Source organism: Stenotrophomonas sp. STEN022, assembly GCF_056760155.1.
In genome coordinates this window covers 91,587-113,205 of sequence record NZ_JBRREG010000002.1, presented here as the reverse complement: position 1 = coordinate 113,205, position 21,619 = coordinate 91,587, and the positions used below count along the sequence as shown (strand labels likewise).

At 60.0% G+C, this 21,619-nt stretch carries 17 protein-coding genes; 9 read left to right on the top strand and 8 right to left on the bottom strand.

From position 1 onward, the window contains the following. Positions 1–9: 9 nt before the first annotated feature. Together ACVOMF_RS01285 and ACVOMF_RS01280 are read right to left on the bottom strand one after the other, a co-directional pair. Complete coding sequence (locus tag ACVOMF_RS01285; protein ID WP_481507683.1) at positions 10–1,245, bottom strand: efflux RND transporter periplasmic adaptor subunit; 1,236 nt, start codon at positions 1,243–1,245, stop codon at positions 10–12. Next, on the bottom strand, positions 1,245–2,492 hold the full coding sequence (locus ACVOMF_RS01280; RefSeq protein ID WP_211264510.1) for a TolC family protein: 1,248 nt from the start codon (positions 2,490–2,492) through the stop codon (positions 1,245–1,247). Before ACVOMF_RS01280 ends, ACVOMF_RS01285 begins: the two co-directional genes overlap by 1 nt. Positions 2,493–2,754: 262 nt before the next feature. On the opposite strand from ACVOMF_RS01280, the gene ACVOMF_RS01275 reads away from it, so the two are divergent. The 7 genes from ACVOMF_RS01275 to ACVOMF_RS01245 all read left to right on the top strand — a co-directional run bounded on the left by ACVOMF_RS01275 (position 2,755) and on the right by ACVOMF_RS01245 (position 12,068). Beyond that, the gene (locus ACVOMF_RS01275) at positions 2,755–2,955 is read left to right on the top strand and encodes a hypothetical protein (RefSeq protein WP_152983998.1); all 201 of its coding nucleotides are present in this window, start codon (positions 2,755–2,757) and stop codon (positions 2,953–2,955) included. Positions 2,956–3,186: 231 nt separating this feature from the next. Further along, complete coding sequence (locus ACVOMF_RS01270) at positions 3,187–4,704, top strand: ATP-dependent nuclease (RefSeq protein WP_481507689.1); 1,518 nt, start codon at positions 3,187–3,189, stop codon at positions 4,702–4,704. Positions 4,705–5,101: 397 nt separating this feature from the next. Beyond that, positions 5,102–6,427: a metallophosphoesterase gene (locus tag ACVOMF_RS01265; protein ID WP_481507682.1), complete on the top strand. Its 1,326-nt coding sequence runs from the start codon at positions 5,102–5,104 to the stop codon at positions 6,425–6,427. A 5-nt stretch (positions 6,428–6,432) separates the two neighbouring features. Further along, entirely contained in the window at positions 6,433–7,452 is a 1,020-nt protein-coding gene (locus ACVOMF_RS01260; RefSeq protein ID WP_057505034.1) for a GTPase-associated system all-helical protein GASH, read from the top strand. 62 nt (positions 7,453–7,514) lie between these two features. Beyond that, positions 7,515–8,501, top strand: a complete 987-nt coding sequence (locus ACVOMF_RS01255) for a TRAFAC clade GTPase domain-containing protein (protein WP_152983999.1) — start codon at positions 7,515–7,517, stop codon at positions 8,499–8,501. Continuing rightward, positions 8,498–9,451, top strand: coding sequence for a TRAFAC clade GTPase domain-containing protein (locus tag ACVOMF_RS01250; protein ID WP_082592142.1), 954 nt, complete (start codon positions 8,498–8,500; stop codon positions 9,449–9,451). The genes ACVOMF_RS01255 and ACVOMF_RS01250 overlap by 4 nt, the downstream gene beginning before the upstream one ends. A 1-nt stretch (position 9,452) precedes the next feature. Continuing rightward, positions 9,453–12,068 (top strand): GAP1-N1 domain-containing protein, encoded by a 2,616-nt coding sequence (locus ACVOMF_RS01245; RefSeq protein ID WP_057505037.1) that lies wholly within the window; start codon positions 9,453–9,455, stop codon positions 12,066–12,068. A 41-nt stretch (positions 12,069–12,109) separates the two neighbouring features. On the opposite strand, the gene ACVOMF_RS01240 is transcribed toward ACVOMF_RS01245, so the two are convergent. Both ACVOMF_RS01240 and ACVOMF_RS01235 read right to left on the bottom strand, forming a co-directional pair. After that, entirely contained in the window at positions 12,110–12,994 is an 885-nt protein-coding gene (locus ACVOMF_RS01240; RefSeq protein ID WP_244481326.1) for a site-specific integrase, read from the bottom strand. Further along, positions 12,954–14,000 (bottom strand): DNA-binding protein, encoded by a 1,047-nt coding sequence (locus tag ACVOMF_RS01235; protein ID WP_046272805.1) that lies wholly within the window; start codon positions 13,998–14,000, stop codon positions 12,954–12,956. The genes ACVOMF_RS01240 and ACVOMF_RS01235 overlap by 41 nt, the downstream gene beginning before the upstream one ends. 274 nt (positions 14,001–14,274) lie before the next feature. On the opposite strand from ACVOMF_RS01235, the gene ACVOMF_RS01230 reads away from it, so the two are divergent. Both ACVOMF_RS01230 and ACVOMF_RS01225 read left to right on the top strand, forming a co-directional pair. Beyond that, positions 14,275–15,855 (top strand): ATP-dependent nuclease, encoded by a 1,581-nt coding sequence (locus ACVOMF_RS01230; RefSeq protein WP_017354989.1) that lies wholly within the window; start codon positions 14,275–14,277, stop codon positions 15,853–15,855. Then, positions 15,833–16,930, top strand: a complete 1,098-nt coding sequence (locus ACVOMF_RS01225) for a UvrD-helicase domain-containing protein (protein ID WP_017354990.1) — start codon at positions 15,833–15,835, stop codon at positions 16,928–16,930. Before ACVOMF_RS01230 ends, ACVOMF_RS01225 begins: the two co-directional genes overlap by 23 nt. Positions 16,931–16,942: 12 nt before the next feature. Here ACVOMF_RS01225 and ACVOMF_RS01220 read toward each other — a convergent pair whose 3' ends face one another. The 4 genes from ACVOMF_RS01220 to ACVOMF_RS01205 all read right to left on the bottom strand — a co-directional run bounded on the left by ACVOMF_RS01220 (position 16,943) and on the right by ACVOMF_RS01205 (position 21,588). Next, complete coding sequence (locus tag ACVOMF_RS01220) at positions 16,943–17,221, bottom strand: hypothetical protein (RefSeq protein ID WP_027080079.1); 279 nt, start codon at positions 17,219–17,221, stop codon at positions 16,943–16,945. A gap of 387 nt (positions 17,222–17,608) precedes the next feature. Then, positions 17,609–18,331 carry a hypothetical protein gene (locus ACVOMF_RS01215; protein WP_017354992.1) on the bottom strand — a complete coding sequence of 241 codons (723 nt, stop codon included), beginning with the start codon at positions 18,329–18,331 and terminating at the stop codon, positions 17,609–17,611. Between the two features lie 82 nt (positions 18,332–18,413). Beyond that, positions 18,414–19,127: a response regulator transcription factor gene (locus tag ACVOMF_RS01210; protein ID WP_313171990.1), complete on the bottom strand. Its 714-nt coding sequence runs from the start codon at positions 19,125–19,127 to the stop codon at positions 18,414–18,416. 1 nt (position 19,128) lies between these two features. Then, positions 19,129–21,588: a heavy metal translocating P-type ATPase gene (locus ACVOMF_RS01205; protein WP_027080080.1), complete on the bottom strand. Its 2,460-nt coding sequence runs from the start codon at positions 21,586–21,588 to the stop codon at positions 19,129–19,131. Positions 21,589–21,619 lie beyond the last annotated feature (31 nt).

Below are 21,619 nucleotides of genomic sequence, written 5' to 3'. Positions count from 1 at the left end.
GGCCGTTCCTTAGTGGTCGTGGCTGGCGCCAGACTTCTCGATGTCTGCGCGGATCAGGTAGCTTTGCTCTGCCACATAAGGTGTGCCGGGCTTCAGCCCGCCCAGTACCTCGACGTACTCGCCGTCCCTGCGGCCCAGCTCAAGCATGCGCACCTCGTAGGTGTCCTTCACCTGCGCGAACACGACGGTGAAATCGCGGAATCGCTGCAGGCCGGATTCCTTCACTGCCAGCGGCACTTCTTCGGAAGACAACGTCACTTCGGCCGCGACCGTCATTCCTGGCCGCCAACGACCATCCGGATTGGGAAGGCTCACGCGAGCGACCACGCTCTGACCGCTGGATGCCACTGGCAGCAGCGAGGCAATAGTGGATTCCACGGTGGTCTCGCCGGTCGCCGAGCGCACCTGTACCGCCTGGCCGGCCGCCAAGCGCTCGGCATCGGTGCCGATGGCCCGCAGGTCCACCCAGACCTCGCCCAGGTTGGCGATCTCGATCAGGGTGTTCTCGGCAGCCACATCGCCCACGTTGGTTGCACGCGTCAGCACGACGCCATCAAACGGCGCGGTCACGGCGTAGGTGCGCATGCTCTCGTTGCCTTCGATGGTGGCCAGAGTTTGCCCGCGCGCAACGCGATCACCCACTTGAACCTGCACGGCGCGGACGATTCCCGGGAACCTTGCCTTGATTGCAGCAAGACGGTTCTCATTCAATGCGACCGTTCCCATCAATTGAACGGTGTCGCGAATCGTGGCCGGGCCGGCGCTCTGGATGACAACGCCGGCATCCTTTGCCGCCTCAGCATCAATCGTGGTTCGGCCTTCATAGGAGGCGTAGGTCCAGCTATAGGCTTTGCCGCCGAGCGTGGCATTGACCTTCACGTCGAACGAATGCGGCTCCACGACCTCGGCACTCGCGGCCAGGTAGTCCTTCTCAGCCTTGAAGCTGAAGGCGTTGACCTCGCCATCGAGTCGCGTGACTTCCATGCTCGCGGTCACCCCACTTGGGGCGATCGGCTGGTTGTCCCGATAGGCATACAGACGGAAGTGCGGCGGCGTGTTGGTTTCGTACACCGTCACTTCGATGGCGACGTTGCCATCGCGCAGCATTCGGCCGCGATGCGGTCCGCGCTCGTAATCGGCGCCGGCAGCTGCCGAGGCTTCTTCCGCAGCGGGTTCAGTGCTCTGCTTCTCGCCACAAGCAGCGAGCATCAGTGGTAGCAGGATCAGGAATGCATAGCGCTTCATCAGGAGGCATCCGGAATGTGGGCGGTCAGGCGTTCAACCTCGACCAGAAGGGTGTAATAGCGAGCGGCCGCTTCGATCTCGCGTTCGCGCAGGTCGAACAACGTCTTCTCGGCTTGCGCGAGGGCCAGGAATGAGAATCGACCGGCTTCAAAGCCACGGCGCGTCAGGCTGACCGCCTCTTGGGCCTTGGGCAGCATCCGGGTGCGGAGCGCTTCCACTTCCGAGCGGGCTTGCTGCATCAACTGATAGCGATCGAACAATTGCTGGCGTTGTTCCAAACCTGTGGCTTGGGCGCGAGCATGCACAGCGGCCAGATCCGCATCGGCTTCAGCGACGGAGTAGGACGCGCGGCGTTGGCTTCCAAGTGGCAGGGAGAAGGACATCACCAGCCCCTGATCACCCGTAGCCTCCAAACGACGAACGCCAAGACTGACGTTCACATCCGGCTTGCCACTTGCAACTGCAATCCGACGACGAGCGGCAATAGACGCTGTTTCGAGCTGCGCAAGACGCTGTTGCGGTGTTTGCGGCAGGCGGCCGGCCAAGGTTCCGAAATCCGCGAGTGGGGGCAGGGTGTCCAGATTCGCGTCAACGGTATCGAAGTCCGGGGTTAGGGCTCCCCAGCTGGCAGCAAGACGTGCCTTGGCTCCCTGGAGGGCTTGAAGCGCCTGCTCGTGTTTCAGTTCGGCATCGGCCAACGTAATCTCAGCGGCCCGAAGGTCGGAGTCCGGATTACGTGCTGCCTGCACCCACCTGGCAACTTCTCTACGCGTACTGTTCGCGTGGCGAACCCGCTCTTCGGCGTGTTCCACATGCTCCTGCGCGACAGCGGCCTGGATGAATCTCTGCGTGGTGCTATTGGTGATGTCGAGTCTGGCCACGCCTTCAGCGCCTCGCTGAAGGTTGATCTCGGCATCCCCCAATGCGGTGCGGGCATGACGCTTCCCACCCAGCTCTAGGACGCGCCCAATACGCAAGGTGGTTTCAGCTGAGTCAACACCGCTCAGCCCGCCGGTACCGGCCACGTTCTCAAAGTCGGCCCCCACTACATAGGGAGCAGGAAGGGCCTCTCGTTGTGCACGATTACGTACCGCCTCCAGGCGGGCGGCTTCGGCTTGGATTGTAGGATTTGCCTGGAGAGCGCGGGCAACCGCTTCTTCCAGGCGCAAAGGTTCAGCAGCGAAGCCGCACGGGGCAACGCTGCAGGTACCGACCAAAGTCAGTACCCACATGCAACGCAAATTCACGGAATCTTCTCCGATAGTTCGACGAATAGCGCAGCCGGCCACAAATTGCAGCCAGCACTGTCAGACCGCTACGAGGCGGCCGGATTCGTCAAACGATGGGAGGTCTGAAGGGACTGGAGGGTTGTTGCGAAGGACGCCAATGGACGTCGAGGGCAGGAACCGAGGTCTCGGGCGCGACTGTGGGCGCCCAATGACTGTGGTTCCAGAGGCTTACTGCACCGTTGGCATCAGCAGAGTGAAGCAGGGCGTGCGAGCCCTTGGCATGATCACGATCGGAATCCGAATCGTGATCGCCGGGGTGGTGGTGGCCATGCTCAGCAGCCGCCACAACCGCATGTTCTGTGGAGTGCAGGTCTCCAACCAAGTTCAACATCGGGCGCACCAACGAAACCAAAGCCAGCAGCGCAAAGAGGCTGACTCGGAGCAGATTGAAGGTGGCTGGGATGCGGAGCATTACAGTTAGCGTATATGGCTTTGGAGGCCTTTGTCGATACCCAAGTTGGAGCAGACACCCAGTCCAAGGCACGCTCATCTCCTTGGCTACTCGGACGGACATGGAAGTGGTTAGGGATGTTTATCGGGGGTAGGGAAGGCGGGCTTTCGATCCCATAGCGACGGAAGTTCGCGGCAATCTAGTCCGCGGTGAAGATCCGCTTTGTATCTCTTGGACTGCGGCTTAACATAACCGAACCCCATACAGTCAACTGTCGGAGTTCCATTCAGCTTTCTGAAGACACTCTCGATCGCCGGGTACCGCGGCTTCAATGAGCCTCGCTTGATTCATTTGGCCGTGCCCAAAGATCAGGGCGAGGGCAGTGGCCTAACGATCATTACTGGCGCCAATAATTCGGGCAAGTCCACGGCAATCGAAGCACTGCGGGCGCGATCTGGTCACCAAGCGCCGAGCTTCTCCGAGGGGGTTCGCAATAAGCACGCAGATTTCGTTCGGATCATTTACGAGTTCGAGGAAGGATCCGCGGGAGTAGACGGCCAGTCCGCAGTGGTCGAAGCTCGGATAGAAGTGGTCGAGAGCCAAACCGCAGGCAGCAGCCAATCGGTTCATATGCGAAGTGGCGTCCATAATACAGATCGAGTTGACGAACCAGACCCGATCCGAGTGGTTCCTTCGCGCCGCGGATTCCAGCCATATTTTGGACGCCAGCTGGGAACGTTGCAGGATTTTCAACGACAGGGCGGGTTACCCGCCCGTCGGATGGCAGAGCTGTCCTCGTTTGAGATGCGGCTCTTCGACATCGAGAAAGACCCGAGTAAGTTCAACACGCTGCTCGGTGAGCTTCTGGGATACACCCCGAAGTGGACCATCGACCAGACATCGGAGGGCAACTACTACATTCGCTTGGGTAATGGGGTTGTGAGCCACTCCAGCGATGGTGCAGGCGAAGGCATTGTCAGCCTGTTCTCCATTGTCGACGCGCTCACGAGTACCCCTCCCGGCGGCATCGTTGCTATAGATGAGCCCGAACTGTCCCTACACCCGGCGATCATTCGGCGCCTTGTGCGCGCTATCGTACGGTTGTCCGCCGAAAAGCAGGTCATCGTTGCGACGCATTCACCATACTTCATCGACCCCGAAGCAATCGCCCGAGGTGCTGCCCTTGTTCGGGTTACTTCCGAGATCGGGGGTTCGAACGTCTACCAGCTCAGCGACCAAGGAAGAGCGGCGCTCAAAAAGATCCACGATCCAGAGAACCCGAATACCAAGGCGCCCCACACGTTTGGCCTGGATGCCCGTGAGTTATTCTTTCAGGATGACGGCATCGTGCTTACTGAGGGCCAGGACGACGTGATGCTGTACCCGAGCGTGGCGCGTCAGTTGCCGATCGGCCGTGTGCCGGGCCATATGTTCGGCTGGGGTGTCGGCGGCGCTGGGAATATGCAACACCTCTGTCGTCTTCTGCAGGACATGGGTTACAGGAAGGTGGCCGGGCTTCTTGACAACGACCAGACAGCCACTTTGCCCAAGCTCGAACGCGATTTTCCGGACTACTTGTTCTTTACGATCCCCGCCAAGGACGTGCGTGACAAAAATGCGGAGGGCGCACGACCTGCGGTGATCGGCTTGCTCGAAAACGCGAAGATCCTGCGCGAGGAGTATCGCGAGCCGATGCAGTCGATCTTTGAATCGATTCTGGCTGCGTTCGGAGGCGATGCGACCCAAGCTCCAGCGTCGCCTGTTGGAGGTAATGCCTAGCGCCCGCTTGAGGACAAGCTGGCCCGGGGTTCGTCAGCTGATGCGGCTCGGCCTGCGTCAGCCGCCGCTTGGAAGCGAACTTCAGCAGAGAAGGGATAAGGAAGATTTATCAGGGGTAGGGATCGGTACTTAGCTGATTCGCACCGCATGTTGCGGGCTTTCGGCCCAGGACCGGCCGTTGCGTCTCTCGCAGTTGCTGCGAATGACAGAAGAGTCCGATCGGTCGATTGGAGGGCTCCCTGACGCAAGGGGGGGCGGTCATAGCCCCAGAAAGGAGGGCAACCAGACAAGCGGTTGCATCCAAGATCAGCCTTGAGGCGACCCAGCTCGGGCTGCGAGCCCGAATCTATGCTCGTAATTTTCTCTAGGGGCTATAATACGCAAAAAAGGGGGGGGCATGGCAGCAGTCTTCATACACTTGTCGGACATTCATTTCGGCCAAGAGAAGGACGGCGGACGGATTACGATAAATGACGATGCGAAGGAACAGTTGCTTCAAGACGCCGCATCTGAGATCGCGAAACTCGACACGAATGCAACGGGCATTATTGTGACCGGAGATATCGCCTATTCTGCAAAATATGAAGAGTATGAGAAGGCCGGCAAGTGGCTGGACCGGCTAGCAGAAGGCATTGGTTGTAGCCGCCTTGACATTCAGATGGTCCCCGGTAACCACGACATCGATCGGAACGCCATAACCCCCATCACGAAGTTCCATCTTGATGCCATCCGGGAGCATGGAGATAGCATGCTGGACATGCTCCTCGATGACGACGTCCAGCGCGAGGTGCTCTACGAACGATTCGCGGCATACCGGGACTTTTCTAGCGGCTACGGTTGCGCTCTAGATGTCGGCGGCGCGTACTCGGCCGACGTGGTTGTCACCGTGGCACCGGAGCGGACTGTTCGCTTCGTACACCTAAACTCCGCCCTAATCTGCTCACTGAAGGATGATGAGGGCAAGCTAATACTCGGTGCGCGGCAACGTGTATTTACGCCGATTGATGGGGAGGAAATGGTGGTGCTTGTCCATCACCCTCTCAACTGGCTTCAAGATTCAGACGAGGCGGCACGCTATTTCAAGTCAAGAGCCCGCGTTATCATTTCGGGGCACGAACACTTCCCCTCGTTGACCATTATGGGGGTTGAGGATAATTGCGACCTCCTAATGCTGGCTGCTGGCGCAACCGCGCCTGACGACGTAGACGAGAAGTACACGTATAAATATAACATCCTGACTTTCGATTGGGACGACGAGTCCGATGCGCTGGCAGTGACCATCAATCCGCGGACTTGGAACTTCGAGATGAAGCGGTTTGAGCGGGACACCCCCTTTCTGGAAGGCAGGTCAGAGCGCAATGTCCTCGGTTCTCCCAACTTTCGTAAGGGTGCTCCACCGGCTAAGCCAATACTGGGCATGCGGGACGAGCAGCCTCAAGCGCAGCCAGTCGCAAACCCAGTTACTGGGTCGAAAGAGGTGGACTTTTCCATGACCGAGGACGTTCGCTTGGTCCGTCTGCGTTTCTTTAGGGATATTCCTGAGGACGGTCGCCGACGTATCCTTGTCGGCCTCAACGTGATACCCGCCGATCTGACGGACCGTCTCGATAACACTATTGAACAGCGCTTTTTCGGAAAGCTGGTCGCACAGGGGCGCCTCGGCGAATTGTCAGCCGCGATAGACGCGGCGATACTAGAATCAAAATCAGGGGACGATGAATGAGTGCAATGGCGAAGTACGTCAGGATCTTCTGGCCAGACCCTAAGGATGAGGACGTCAGTCGTCGCAATACTGCGGTAGCTGCGATCCAGTCCTGGATTACGGAGTTCAAGGATCCTCAGTCGGCAATCCAGCTGGCCTCCGCGCTGGCCGATGGTGTCGCCGACGGGAAGGCGCGCGATGAGTTCGCCTCGAAAGTGGAGCAGGCAATCGTCAACGCAGGAAGCGCCGCGTTCGTGCGCGAGGGCCACGATCTTGAGATCATTGTCGTGACACTTGTTTCGGCCTTAGGCCTCGTCCAGAGCGAACGGGACCTGCCAGGTTGGACGCCTGTCGATACGCTTGCGGCCGCCCTCTGGTCGGCGCTCTCGTTCCAGCCCTCTGTTTTGGAGGAGCCCATCGAAGTTCTCCGTCAGGAGGTGCTCGTCGCCTCGCGGACTAGGACAATGTTGATCGCCGAGCGGTCGCGCAAGCGAGTGCCGGTTCCTGAGATCGGACCGCTTACGTTGCCGGAGGCTCAGCCTACGGGCTCGAGAGCGAGCGCCGTTTATCGGAAAGCGACCGAACCGTTGGTCAAAGCGTTGCGGGAGAACGCCGAGCTCGACCGCGAGGAGCTCGAGTTCCTGTGGTGGATGATGGAAGACTGGAGCGACGTGCTTGACGGTCGCTTCTCTGACGCTGATCCGCTTGTCCGCGCAGTGGTCGCCGGCATCGATGGCGCCTCGAAGCTGCGTCGCCTGCCAGCCTCGGGCCACCGAAATGTGGTGCTGCGCGGAGTGCAGCCCGGAAGCCCTGCCACGTTGACAGCCTTATTGACGGCACTTGGAAACCATCGTGAGACACTAGCTACATCAGTAGATGCGGATTACGTTCGCAAGTTCGCCGCTGTTTTCCCACTACTTGGGGCGATCACGAGCGGTGATGTCAGCACTGCCGGCGTGGAGACCGCGCGCGACGCACGTGATTGGGGCGCGCGGGCATTACTTGAGGGCGGCATTTTACAGGTCGCAAAGCTGCGAGGCGCTTGATTATGGTTCAGGGCCCATGCCAGCTGAGCGAGTGCACGTACAACGTGACGAAAGCATGTGTGTTGAACCGCCCCGTTGATACCTGCTCGAATCGGAGGGATCCGGGAGAGGCAGGGAACAAGTTCGAAGAGGACGAACTTGACGACTGCATTCCCATACCGGATCCAGTGACCGAAGGGCGGCCCTCTGTCGATCTGGGCGGTGCGGTACTGGCTAGCCCGGATGAAACCCCGCGACTGCCTTCGAGCCTGACGATGGGTCTAGAGGAGGCGACGTCACTTATGACGCGGCGCCACACCACGATGGTTGGCATCCTAGGGCTCCCTGATTCTGGTAAGACGGCCTGCCTTGTGAGCGCTTACCTTCTTCTCGCAAAGGGCGGGTTCGCAGGATACGACTTCGCTGAGAGCGCCACTCTAATGGCATTCGAGCAGATCTCACGCGGCAGCCGTCACTGGACAGAGGGCGACGAGCCAGGACAGCTCACCACCCACACCGAGATGGTCGACGATCGGCAGGCCGGGTTCTTGCATTTTAGGTTGCGCCGGCACAAAGACAACCGTTTCTTCGATATGTTGATGCCAGACCTCCCCGGCGAATGGTCGAAGGCCCTAATCGACAAGGCCGACAGCGACCGTTTTTCGTTCCTCGGATCGGCATCAGTGATCTGGTTGATGGTTGACGGCCGTGCGTTCGCAAGCCCGAAGACGAAGAGATATGCAACCTACAGGGCTGAGATGCTGGTCGAGCGCTTATCAGCAATCCTTCCAACGCCCCGGCCGCGGGTCATACTCGTCCCGAGTTGGCGGGACATCGGCGAATTTCCGGCAGATGCCTACGAGAGCATATGCGAGGCTGGCCGCGGGCATGGGATGGAGATCGCGCTTGCGCCAATTGCTTCCTTCTCGTTCGGAGACGTCGAACCAGGTTCGGGCATTGCGTCGCTGATCGAGAAGACACTGAACCATGGGCGAGCGGTGCCGGAATTCTGGTCCGACCACCAAAGCCCAAGTACAAGGAAGCTTATTTGCTTCAGGAGTGTCGCGTGACTAGGAGATCAATTGTTCTTCTGGGTGGTCCCGATTCGGGTAAGACCAACTACATCGGTCGCCTCTGGCCCTCATTCAAGAAGCGGAAGGGCGTGCTGCGGGCCGAGCGGTTGCCGGACAACATCGCCTATGTTGACGGGGCGGTCGAGCATTTGATGCAAGGCAGCTTCGCGCCACGCTCCGATCGGAACCTTGAGGTCGGTCGTGCGGATTTCTCGATCAGTGTCCGGGGCGCAAACGGCCAGGGCGCACTGACCGAGCTGATGGTGCCGGACATTTCGGGTGAGCTGTGGACCCATACTGTAGCGACGTTCGAGATCTCCCAGGAATGGCTGGATGTCCTGAACGAAGCGGAAGGCGCCGTAATTTTCGTTCGAGCGCTATCCGATCAGAATGTCAAGCCGCTCGACTGGGTTACTGCTCGCAACATCCTGCGTCTGTGCGCAGATGAGGAAGAGGTCCCCGACGGCAACGCTGATGGAGCGGAGCCCGAGGGTAACGCTGATGGAGCGGAGCCCGACGAAAAGTCTCAGGGCACCGTCGCATTGGCGTCCGAGCCGGATCTTCCCACGCAGGTGCTTTTATGCGAACTCGTCCGATATCTCGACCTTTACTTGGCGAACCGTGCCGACGGTAGTCGCCCCCATGTCGCCGTCGTCGTGGCAGCCTATGACCTGCTCGATCCGCAGATCCGCGACGCTGGGCCAATGGCCTATCTCAGAAAGGAATTCCCATTGTTCGCCGGGCGTCTTGCCGATACGGGCCGTCTGAACGTGAAGCTCTTTGGGCTTTCTGTGGTTGGCGGAGACTTGGAGGACGACGACGAATTCCGGAATAGCTACCTTGAACGTGACATCTCGGAGCAGGGGTGGGTGGTTGTCGAGGATGGGGACGGCTCGAGGACCGACGAGGATGTGATGCTGCCCATCGCTTGGGCGATGGGAAACTAGGTTGAACGGATTCGATCAGCAGTTGCATGGTTATCGGCAGGGGCATCAGCTCCTTTCAAGTACCATCCGGCTACCTAAGCCAGATCAGGATCTGATCGATAGGCTGTCTGACGTCGCCGGTCCGCTTTCGCCGGGCGAGCGCTTTGAGCCTTATCTTACCCTCTACCCCCTGCCGAGCGGGTCGTACTACGTGGTCGCCAGAACCTGGCAAGACTTCGAGGCGCCTCGGGCTGGTTGCGTTCGAACCCGTAGTGTCTTGGTGCCGATGGCTGACTGGCAGGAAATGCAAGGCGTGGCCGCCGTCGTTGCCGTCGCCACAGAGGGCGGAGCAAACCGGCCGGCGGAGCGCAGGGCGGTTGCCGCTGTTTCGAACCCTCTTCCGCCGGTCGATCCGCTGCAGGGAACCGAGCTCATTGAGGCGATGTTCCTCGAGGAGCGGGCTCCCATCGTCGTGTTCGATGCGGAGAAGCCGGAACCGCTCGCACTCCGATTGACTACCGCTCTTTGGCCGGGTTTCCGCCGGACCTTCAGCATGTCAACCTTCGCCCGCTCTCCTCGTACAATCGGCCGCCGTAGCTTTGATCTCGTTTTCGCTTCAAAAGAAGCCCGGTCCCGGTTCGGCGACTGGGAGGGGCGCCGGATCGATGGGCGGAAGCGGGGGGCAGCCCGCCATCCATGGTCTGAGCTCATCGTCCCCCGGGTGCTCAGCTCTCCTGAGCCGTCGCTAAAAAACTTCGATGCCCTCGGCGAGATGTCATCGGATGGCGTCGGTAGCGAGTCGGCTCTGCGTGTCTCGCTCCTTTGGGAGGATCTTCGTCGCAAGCTGCCTAGTTCGCCCACTGCGGCGTTAGGCATGCTCGACATCGCTAACACTCGTAAGGTCAGACAGATCGATTTGATCCGCGAGCTGGAGCCTGCGCTGGCCAAATCGGCGGCGTTGGCAGCCACCTCCATGCAAGCAGAGGATGCTTGGAGATATCTCAGCGCCCTTATTCAGAAGCTCGAAGGCCTTCTCCCGTCCATGTCAGTGGCGAGATCCATTCGGACTACAGCCGTGGACCTTGCGGCCCATCACCCGGTCGAGACTGTGGAAGTGCTTTCCGCGCTTAAAGTTGAGCCTCAGAGGGGGGTGCTAGTGAGTGCGGCGGCCGAGGGGCTCGCACGAACGCTCGATCTCGAAGTTGCGGAGCTGCTGAGCCGCCTCCATGGTGAAGATCTTCTCGATCTACTGTTCGCCAGCGCAAAGCTGGCTGAAGAAGCTATTGGCAGGTTCCCGGTCTTCTCATCCGCGCTGACAATGGCGCTCCGTACCGCCGACGACGAGGTGCGAGCGGAAGCGAGGCGCCAATTGCTTGGTCTCTTGGTTGACGATCACCACGTAGATCCCGCCCGGCTGCTCATCCATGATCTCGATTTCGACGGCTTGATCAAAGAGGTCACGCACATCCATGCAGTCAACGGGCTGAGCTCGCCTGGGATGCGTAGCGTTATCATCGAACGAGTAAGGGCGCTTCAAGCCGAAGTTGCCTTACGCGACGCGGTGATCGGGATGGGCGCGAGCGCTGGAGGCGACGCGCTCGTTGAGTCCATGTTGCGTCAAACTCCGGCAGATATGAATTGGCTGATCACCAGCCCTATGCTGAAGCAGGGCCGTCGGATCGAGTTGATCAGATCTCTTCTCGCCACAGCGAATTCGCAACAGCTGCGCGGCATGCTGGCCGACGAGAACACGCTGACCGGGACCATCGCCTTGCTGAATGCGGAGGACGGGTCGGACGCCGAATTGCTTTCCCGCATCGCCTACAACGTGACGATGCTGCGTCACCATTACATCGCTCTTGTGATCGCGCTGCTTCCAAACCTGAAGGGTCGCATCGGTGCAGAGCTGGTCAGCAAGGCGCTCGAACTCGCGCTACCTCAAGAGCCAAACGAAGTCTCACCCGCCGTACTCGATCAACTTCTGTCGGCAGTAGGATCCAAGATAGATGGAGGCAGGACAATGCGGGTGGGAGTGCGGCGGGGGGTGTCCCCGGCGGCGGCGTCCCGCAACCTCGTTGCATTCGGCCGCGCATCCGCCGCTACCCGTGGCTCTCTCCTCGTCGGTATCGAAGAGATGGCGGCGGCCATGATAGGGCGGCATCAGCTGGACATATCCCTCGAGGCAGCAGAGACCGCCGGGAAGCTGCTGTGGGAATCTGGATCAGTGGCTCCTAAGGGTTTCGTTCGGGCCTCGGCCATACTCCTGCCATTCGCGCTCGGCAATCGATGCGAAGCCGCGTCGCCTCTAATCGCGGCGGCGTTTCCGCCCGTGTACCGGGAGCTCGCCGAGGGTAGCGCGTTCGACCTGCTGAGCTACATGTTCGTCTTCCTCGATTGGGACAAGCGCAAAAGCGCACGACGGCGTCTGGCCGATGCCTTCGTCCATTCAGAATGGCGAATCTCTGATATAGCTATCGCAGCCGCGCGCGCCGGTGACCCGGCCCGTATCCTACGAAGAATTGCCCGGGAGCGCGGCGGAGAAGAAGTACTTCAGGGTCTCAACGCCGATCTGAGCCATCTGCCAGCAGAAGTGCGAAAGCCGATCCAAGTAGCCCTAAGAGAGCTTGGACTGACCTGACAACGGTTCGGCTCTGTACGCTGTTACGTTGGCTCCAAGCACTACTTCAGTAACCGTGCCGCTGGATTGTCTTCAGCGGCACCCGCTTGGAAATACCCAATCACGCTAGCTACAGATCGGTGCTCAGTCATCGCCATCACCGCGGGCAGCGGGACGCCTTGTTTCCCCGCTTCCGTAACGAAGCCCGACCGCAAGCTATGTGCCCCGAAATCCCCTTCCAATCCCGCCAAGCGGGCCCGGCGCTTTACGATGGTGGCCACTGAACCGGGGAGCAGGGCAGGACCGACCCGGCCTTTCCAGACCCGTCGAAAGATTGCCCCGTCTTGGATGTCAGCCCCTTCCAGCCAAGCTGCCAGCGCCTGAGCGCTTCGCCCCAAGATGGGCTTGTCCGGGGTCGAATCCACTGCCGCGCCGGCCTGCTGCGTCTTCGAGTACTCGAGCCGGTAGATGTAGCCGCCGTCGCCAACCTTGCGCAGGTCGCGCATGTCCGCGGCGGCGATCTCGCTGCGCCGGCGCCCGCCACTGGCGAACCCGAAGCAGAGTAGGGCACGGTCACGCAGTCCTTCCAAACTGTAATCACAAGTCGCCAACATGGCCTCAAGCTCGGGGCGCGTGATGGCGGTCTTCTTGGTTGGTCGCTCTCCACGTTTGACCGAGGCGCGCCGGGCGCGGCTCAACAGCGTCCTGACAGAAGGCAGCTCGCAGGGGTTAGTCAGGCGCTTGAGCTTGTGGGCTGTGGACAGCACAGCCATGCGCTGGACCACCGTCGATAGCTTCAACGGCCCGACCTTGGGGTTCAGCCGAGATACGTGTAAAAATGCCCCATAGAATCCGTTTTCCCTTTCTGATTCATAGGGTTGCCGGATAAAAATGGGACTCTCCGGTTTATCGGTGACCCCGCGCCTTTTCGCCTGACGCCGCGTCATCGGCAGACTGATCGGGTTTTAGCTGCGTCAGTAGCTGCTCCAGTGTTTCCAGGCGCACGCCGGCGCGCAAGGCATCGGCTTCGGCCTGCTCGCGACGTTCCCGTTCCTTGCTCGCCTCGACGCGCACGCTGGCCAGCTCGGCCCGCATCCTTTCCAGGGTCTGTGTGTCTTCTGCCCACCGCCCCTGCAGCGCCTGATGCTCTGCGGCCGTCAGCCGCAAGGCATCCAGTTCGTTCTGCTGGGCCTCGATGCCGCGGCGGACTTCGCCCAGTTCCCGCTCCAGGCGCCCATGGCGCTCCAGCCATTGGCTGTTGTCGCGATTGAGCCGCAGCAATTCATGGTTCTTGGTTGTCAGGGCCTCGTTGGCCTGGCGCAGTGCGACCTGCAGCTCCTGCACTTGGTGCTCGTGGCGGCGTTGCTCCTGCTCACGCTGCTCCTTCACTGATGTCCGGTAGTGCTCCAGCGCCTCTCGGGCGTGGGCATGCTTCTCCTCCAGCGACTCGGCATGGGCTTCGTGCTCAGCCACACGGGCGGTCAAGCCGGCAATGCGCTCGCTGAGCTGGGCGATTTCCGTCACCCGCTCCGCGAGGGATTGCTGGGCCGAAGCATGGACGGTCCGCTCCTCGTGCAGCGCGGCTTCGGTGCGCTGCAACTGGTTGCTCAATGCGATCGCTTCCTGCCGGGCTTGTTCCAGCACGTCGTTGCGCTCCTGCAACTGCGCGGCAAAGCGCTGCTGCGCTTCGGTGACGACTGTTTCGGCCTCCTCGTGCAGTCGGGCCGCCAGCCGGCCAACCAGGTCCTGCAGGGCCTCACTGACCGCGACCTTGGCGCCGAGGCCTTGCCCTTCTTCCTCTTCCAGTTCCTTGAGGTAACGGTGGATTGTGGTCTTGGAGCCGGTGTTGCCCAGCGCCACCCGGACCGCGTCCACTGACGGGTGCTTGCCCTGCGCCCGCAGGCTGTCGCGGGCTTTCTGCACGTCGCTCTTGTACACCCCACCGCGGGCCATGGCCGTCTCCTCGGACGATTTCGTAATGCATTACGTACCATGTAATTACATACTAATCAAGAAGCTGAGTAGTTCCTTCAAGCGCCAATTTTCAAGCGGGATAATATTGAATTATCCCGCGTAACCAGCGTTTCGGCCATTTCAAGTCGTCAAAACAGTACGAAACCGCCCAAGGCTGGCGATCCCTGGGTAGTTTGGCCCAGAGCGGAAAGGAGGCCAGCCGGGGTGCAAGCAGGCGCCGCCACCGAACTCGTTGGCCATCAAAGGACTGTGCATGCCGATCGAACGTATCGTCATCGACAATTTCAAGTCGTTTCGCCATCTGGACCTGCCCCTCAACGCCCACATGAACCTGGTGGTGGGCGACAACGAGGTCGGTAAGTCCACCCTGCTGGAGGCCATCCACGTGGTGGTCACCGGGCAACTGCATGGGCGCAATCTCGCCTACGAGCTCACGCCCTACCTGTTCCACCAGCCCGCGGTGCAGGAATATCTGGCGACCCTTGCTGCAGGCACGCCGGCTTCGCCGCCACGGATCTCCATCGAAGCCTATCTGGGCGCAGATGTCGCGCTGGCGTCGTTGCGCGGCACCAACAACTCCCTGCGCTTGGATACCGCCGGCATCCGGCTGCTGGTCGAGCTCAACGACGACTACCGCGAGGAGTTCAACGCCTACCTGCAGCAGCACCAGGGTGCGGTCAGCCTGCCGGTGGAGTACTACACGGTGCGCTGGTATTCCTTCGCCAACAATGGCGTCACCGCTCGCAGCATTCCGTTCGATTCGACCATCATCGACACTCACGGCATCAAGACCTTGTCCGGTGCCGATCGCTATATCGCCGGCATCATCGATCAGGCACTGACGCCTGCGCAGCGCGTCTCGCTGTCGTTGAGCTTCCGCCGCATGCGGCAGAGTTTTTCCGAAGAGGCGGACGTGGCGGCCATCAATGCGTACCTGACCGAGCACACCGGGGACATCAGCCACCGGGCGCTGACGGTGGGTGTGGACACATCGCCGCGCTCAACATGGGAAACCAGCTTGTCACCTTACCTGGATGAGCTCCCGTTCACCCAGGCCGGCAAGGGTGAGCAAAGCGCGGTGAAGATGAAGCTGGCGATGCACGCGGCCGGCGCTGCCCACGTGCTGCTGATCGAGGAGCCGGAGAACCATCTGTCCTATTCCAGCATGACCCAGCTGATCGACAAGATTGCGGCCCTCTCCACCGCCCAGCAGGTGATCATCGCCACCCACAGCAGCTTCGTGTTGAATAAGCTGGGCGTGGACAACGTGATCCTGTTCAGCGCGCAGGGCCAGATGAAGCTGGACCAGCTGCCGAGCGATACCCATGACTATTTCATGAAGCTGCCGGGCCACGACACGCTGCGATTGATCCTGGCCAAGCAGGCGATCCTGGTGGAAGGCCCTTCCGACGAGCTGATCGTGCAGCGCGCCTACAGCGACCACCATGGCGTGGCGCCGATGGCTCGCGGCGTAGACATCATTTCGGTCAAGTCGCTGGCATTCAAGCGCTTCTTGCAGATTGCAGATCGGCTGAAAATCCAGGCCAAGGTGATCACCGACAATGATGGCGATATCGCCGTTGTGCAGGAGCGCTATGCCGAACACATCAACGCGATCTATTACGATTCCGACGAAAGCGCCCCATCGCTGGAAGAGCAGCTGATCAAAGCCAACTCGCTGGCCGAACTCAATACCGTGCTGGGCAAGACGTTTGCCGATGAGGTGGCGCTGCTCAAGTACATGAAGGGCCATAAGACCGATACGGCCCTGGCGATCTTCAACAGCCCGCACTCGATCAGGTTCCCGGACTATGTCCAGCGCGCCATCACCTAACCGGGTCCTGCTTTCGGCGGCCGGCTCGGGCAAGACCACCTTGCTGGTCCGGCAGGCCCTGGAGCGGCCTGGGCGTCGCATCGCGATTGTCACCTACACGCTGGAGAATCTAGAAGAGATCCGGCGCTCGTTTGAGGTCCACGCCGGTGCGGTCCCCGTGCATGTCACTTTGCACAGCTGGTATGGCTTCCTGCTGTGCCAGTGCATCCGCCCGTACCAGGCAGCGCTTTGCCCTGAGCCTCGCATCGAGACCATCCTGTTCGTAGAAGGTGTCACCAATAACAGGGCCCCACGCACCCAGGTGGCGCGCCACTACTTGGCAGGCAACCGGATGTATTCGGACCGGGCGGCCGATTTCGCTGTGCGCTGCGATGAGCTCACCCAAGGTCAGGTCATGGCACGCCTGGCGGCCATGTACGACGAGCTCTACATCGACGAAGTTCAGGACCTCGCCGGCTTTGATCTGGATCTGGTCGAGCGGCTGTTGAAGAGCGGCATTGCCATCACGTTGGTGGGTGATACGCGGCAGGCGACGTATGCCACCAACTATGCTCAAAGGCACAGCCAGTATCGTGGACCCAATCTGGCAGCGCTGTTTCAGATTTGGGAGGCGGACGGCTTATGCCAGCTGGATCACCGCCTCATCAGCCTTCGCTGCGTCCAGGCCCTGTGCGATATGGCGGACACGCTCTATCCGCAGATGCCGCGAACCCAATCAGGCAATGGCGAGGTCACCGGGCACGATGGCATCTACCTCGTCGCTCCAGCGGATGTTGAAGCGTACATGCAGGAGTTTGCGCCCACCGTGCTCCGGCATGACCGGCGGCAAGCGTGCGACGGACTACCGGCCGTGAACTTTGGGCAGTGCAAGGGCCGCACCTACAGCCGGGTCCTCATCTTTCCGAACGGCCCGCTGACACAGTACCTGCGCACGGCAGATGCAGCGCGTATCACCGCCCCACCAAAGTACTACGTGGCCTTCACCCGGGCGCGGCAAAGCGTGGCCTTTGTGTATGCCGGCGCGTGCGCGTTGCCGGGTTATCAGCTCTATGCGCCCGCCAACGCAGACGCATAGAGCCACGGGCGATCACATTTTCTTCAAGGGCGCCGCTGTGGGCTGTGGTGGCACCGGACCCGGGTCGTTGAAGCACAGCATGACCTGATCGATGTCAAATTGATCGGCCAGCACGCGGGCGATCACCGCATGCACCAGGTCCAGGTCGACCGAGGGCGCAGCGACGGTGATGGTGGCCGCGATCGCACGACCGCGCTCTTTGGCGGGGACTAGGCGCAGGTCATCCACCGCTTTCACGCCGGGGTCGGTAAACATCGCCGTACGCACTTGTTCCAGCTCGGCTTCATTCATGTTGGCGGTGACTCCAGGGAATGTGATTGTCAGGCGGGATAGGTCTGAATCTTGCAATCAAAAAACACCGGCCTTGCCAGCAAGGTTGGTAGGCGGGGGACAGGCTCCGGCCGATGACGACTGTCGCCAGCGACCGCTGCAACCCTGAGCGCGCAGCTTTGAGGCTCCGGTGGGCTTCGGGCGCATTGAAACCAGAAGTCGCCACCACGGACCTACCTCGGGGTATTGCTTCCGGCCGGTAGAAGACCTCCACAAACGTGATCTCGATGCGCCACCTCTCACAGAGCGAGACTGACGACGGGTGGTCCCATCCGCCCTTGCGTCATATTTGTCGCGCTCGCAGTTGTCAAGAATTAGCCTCCATGATTTGGATTGGTTGATCGGATCCTATTTCCTGCGAGGCTTGGACCGAAGCCCCGGTGGTCTGCGTTGCTTAATAGGTTGCTTCAATCTCCACCGGCTCCATTCACTAGTAGATCCTTCAGCTATGAAGGTGACCAGAACCCACTTCAGTAAGGGAGAGAACCCCACCTCAGCATCACGAAGCAGGTTGGCCCAATACCTTCCGACTAGGAAGGAGAATAGACTCATGGCAGTGACAGACGATGCGAACCACGGCCAACTGATGTCACTGACGTTCGCTTGGATGCCTTTCTTGTACATGTAAACTGCAAACACCAGAGCAGCGCACTGCATCGAGATCACAACCGCGGTCGGCGTCGCCCGGGCTCTGTGGAGGGCGGCGGCGAAGAGAGTCTCCGCAAACGAGAAGCCGATCAGCAATAGAGCTGCACTCAGCATCGCTGGACCGAACTCCGCAATTCCGGCGAGTGACAGCACGATTGGAAGGAATGCAAAGGGGAGTGGCTCCAAGCAGAGGGTTGGATAGAATTTCACGAACAGTGGCCATCTCTTTACCGCGACCAGAATGATGTCTTGCATCATCGCAACTACCAATGCAGCAGCCGCACTCGTTAGCGCAATCGACACCGGTATCCAAAACATCATCTCTTCTGATGCCGGCGCGAAGGGCACCATGGCCGCTGCGCCCCAAATCGCTGCGGCCAAGAACGCGCCAATTGGGAGTGCGGCTGGCTTCCACATGGTCATACTCTGATCAGAATACGTGGCCAAATAGTCAGGCGCTCAAGGTCTGCACTGACGGCTCTGCAGCCATGTCTACGCCTCACCGTCATAGGGCCTCCCTTCCCCGGGGGGGGGGCATAGGCCTTGATGGCGGTATCAGTCGATACCCAACCCGCGGCAGCGTCTGGATCATCTTTTCCTCAAACGGACCATCAATGCTTCGCCGCAGGCTGGACATCTGTGATCGCAGAAGATCCCCGTCGGGCAGGTCGTCACCCCAGAGAGTGTGCTCAAGCTGCCGCCTGGTCACAGCGGCAGGACTTGCCCGCATCAGCGCTTCAAGGAGCTTCCTGCAAGCTGGGTACAGATGCAGTCGTTTTCCAGCCCGTGTGGCCTCCAACGTACTCAGGTCCAACGTGAGCTCTCCGATCAGCAGCCGCCTCCTTGTTACGCGTCCCTCCGTACGGGAAACCAACGCCTCTAGGCGAACTTCGAGCTCCGGGAGCTCAAAAGGCTTGGTCACATAGTCATCTGCACCGGAGCGGAAAGCGATGATTTTGTCCGAGAGCGCAACCTTTGCAGCCAACATCACAACAGGAACTGAAACACCGTGATTCAACCGCAGCCTTCTCAGAACCTCCGGGCCTTCCATGCGAGGAAGCATCCAATCAAGAATGACTGCGTCGTAACCATTGGACGCCGCAAAGTGAAGGCCGGCGATGCCGTCCCCGATGGTATCAAGCTGATGCCCTCGGGCCTCGAAGTAGGCCAGAATCTTCAAAGCGACTTCTCGATCGCGCTCAATCACTAGAATTCGCATGTCACGACTGACGGAAGCCAAGGAGCCTCAGCGCATTGAATACAACCAACAAGGTTGAACCTTCATGCACTGCCACAGCCGGTCCAATGCCAAGACCTAGGATGGTCGCAGGAACCAACAACGCTACGACGCCCAGGCTCACATACACGTTCTGACGGATCACCCGTTTCGTGCGTCGACTAAGCGCTACAGAGAATGCAACCTGTCTCAAATCCTCAGACATAAGCGCGACGTCGGCAGTCTCCAGCGCTACGTCCGAAGAGGCGGCACCCATTGCAATTCCGACGCTGGCACTAGCCATTGCGGGTGCGTCATTCACACCGTCGCCGACCATTGCCACTCGCTCCGTCTCCTTCAACTGACGTATTGCCTTCACCTTGTCGTCAGGCATGAGATTTCCCCATGCCTCGTTTAGACCCACGTCCGTTGCCACGGCTTGAGCTACAGTCTGGTGGTCGCCAGAGATCATGATCATTCGTTGGATGCCCAAGCGCCTTAGCTTGTCCAGGGCTTCACGCGCCTCTGGCCGGGGCGTATCCATAAGGCCGATGACACCTAGGTCGCGATCACCTAGGCGAACGGCCATCGTGGTTCTGCCGGCGTTACGGAGCTCCTCAATGGCAGACTCCGCACCCGCGGATAGAGCGCCAATGCCGTCGTTACCGAACATTTCTGCCTTTCCTATCCACACGTCAATGCCGTTCACCTTCGCCTGAACGCCTCTTCCAGCGAAGTTAGCGAGGTCTGTCGCTACCATGACCGGTCCATCGCCCAGGCGAGTATTACCATCTCGAACGATAGCTGCGGCCAAAGGGTGGTCACTTAAAGCCTCGACGGCGACGGCAACGTGAAGCAGTTCCTGCTCTGTCGTTCCCTGCATCACTTTGATGTCGGTAATTCGCGGCTTGCCTTCAGTGAGCGTTCCAGTCTTGTCGAACGCGATGGCACGGACCATGCCCAGCTCCTCCAGTGGTGCGCCACCCTTGATGAGTACGCCACCTCGCGCAGCTCGCGCAATTCCCGCTAGAACCGCGCTTGGAGTCGCGATTGCCAGTGCGCAAGGGCTTGCCGCTACAAGTACCGCCATCGCTCGATAGAAGCTGTCGCGGAATGGCTCATCGATCACGATCCATGAGAAAAGTAACAGCACGGCCAAGATCAGAACAGCGGGAACGAATACCCTCTCAAACTTGTCTGTGAAGCGCTGCGTTGGCGATTTCCTGGTTTCGGCTTCGCTCACCATCTTGACGACGCGGGCCAGTGCCGATTCGCCTGATCGACGCGTGACTTCAACCTCCAGGGCGCCGGAGCCATTGATAGTGCCGGCGAAAACACGTGACTCCATTACCACCGAATCAGGTCGATCCCGTGCTAGAGCAGCGTCATTGACTGCCAGCTTATCAACCGGGATGCTTTCCCCGGTGACAGGGGCTTGGTCAACGCTGCTAGCCCCTTTGATAACGAATCCGTCCGCCGGCATCCGGTCATTGGGACGTACGACCACCACATCTCCAGGTATCAACGATTCAACCTGGACTTCCACGACCTGCCCATTCCTCAGCACCCTGGCAGTTTCTGGGGCAAGCTTGGCGAGAGCTTCTATCGCACGTTTAGCCCGGCCCATCGCGTAGTGTTCAAGGGCGTGACCGAGACTGAAGAGGAACAGAAGCAAGGCGCCTTCGGCCCATGCGCCGAGCGCGGCTGCGCCTGCCGCTGCAACCAGCATCAGCGTATCGATCTCAAAGCGCTTCAGCTTGATGTTCCCGATCGCCTCGCCAAGCGTGAACCAGCCGCCAAAGACGTAGGCTGCTACGTAAAACGCTGTGGGGATCCAGGGCGTTTGGGTCAACCCAAGCTTTTCAATCGCAAATCCCACGATCAGGAGCAGGCCGCAAGCAAGTGAGAAGATCAGCTCACTATTGCCACCTAGCGTGCCCCCGTGGGAATGACCGGGGTCCTGTCGGTCCTTGTGATCGTGTCCTTCGTGCTGATCCTTCAAATCTCCCCTCGGACTCGGTGGCTCTTGCGCTACACCCAGCGCCTCAAGCTTCGCTCTCAGCTCCGCCTCGCCTGTCTTGGCTCTCTCGTACTCGATGCTTATGCCACCAGCTGGGCTGGTGGTGGCTTCAATGACGCCTGGTACGGCCTGCACTTGCGCCGCAATTGTCCTTGCCTTTCGTGCGTGAACGGCCGAACCAAGCTCCAAGAAAAGGTGGCCATACCGATCACCCAACTCAATGCCCACGGATGCCGCCACCTCTCGCACTCGCTGAAGCGAGACGATCTCGGGGTCGTAATGAATGCAGAGCGTTCCGAGAGCTTCGTCGCTACCCTCGCGAATGTGCACGCGCGATACTCCCTCCATGTCCTGAAGACCAGCGACCAGCCTCTGGACGCAGCTGTCGTCCCGAGAGACACCTGGGAGTATTACTGGCAGTTCGAGTTCTGTGGTCAGGTTCATTTGTTCCCTCCAACGTCATAAAAATGGAACG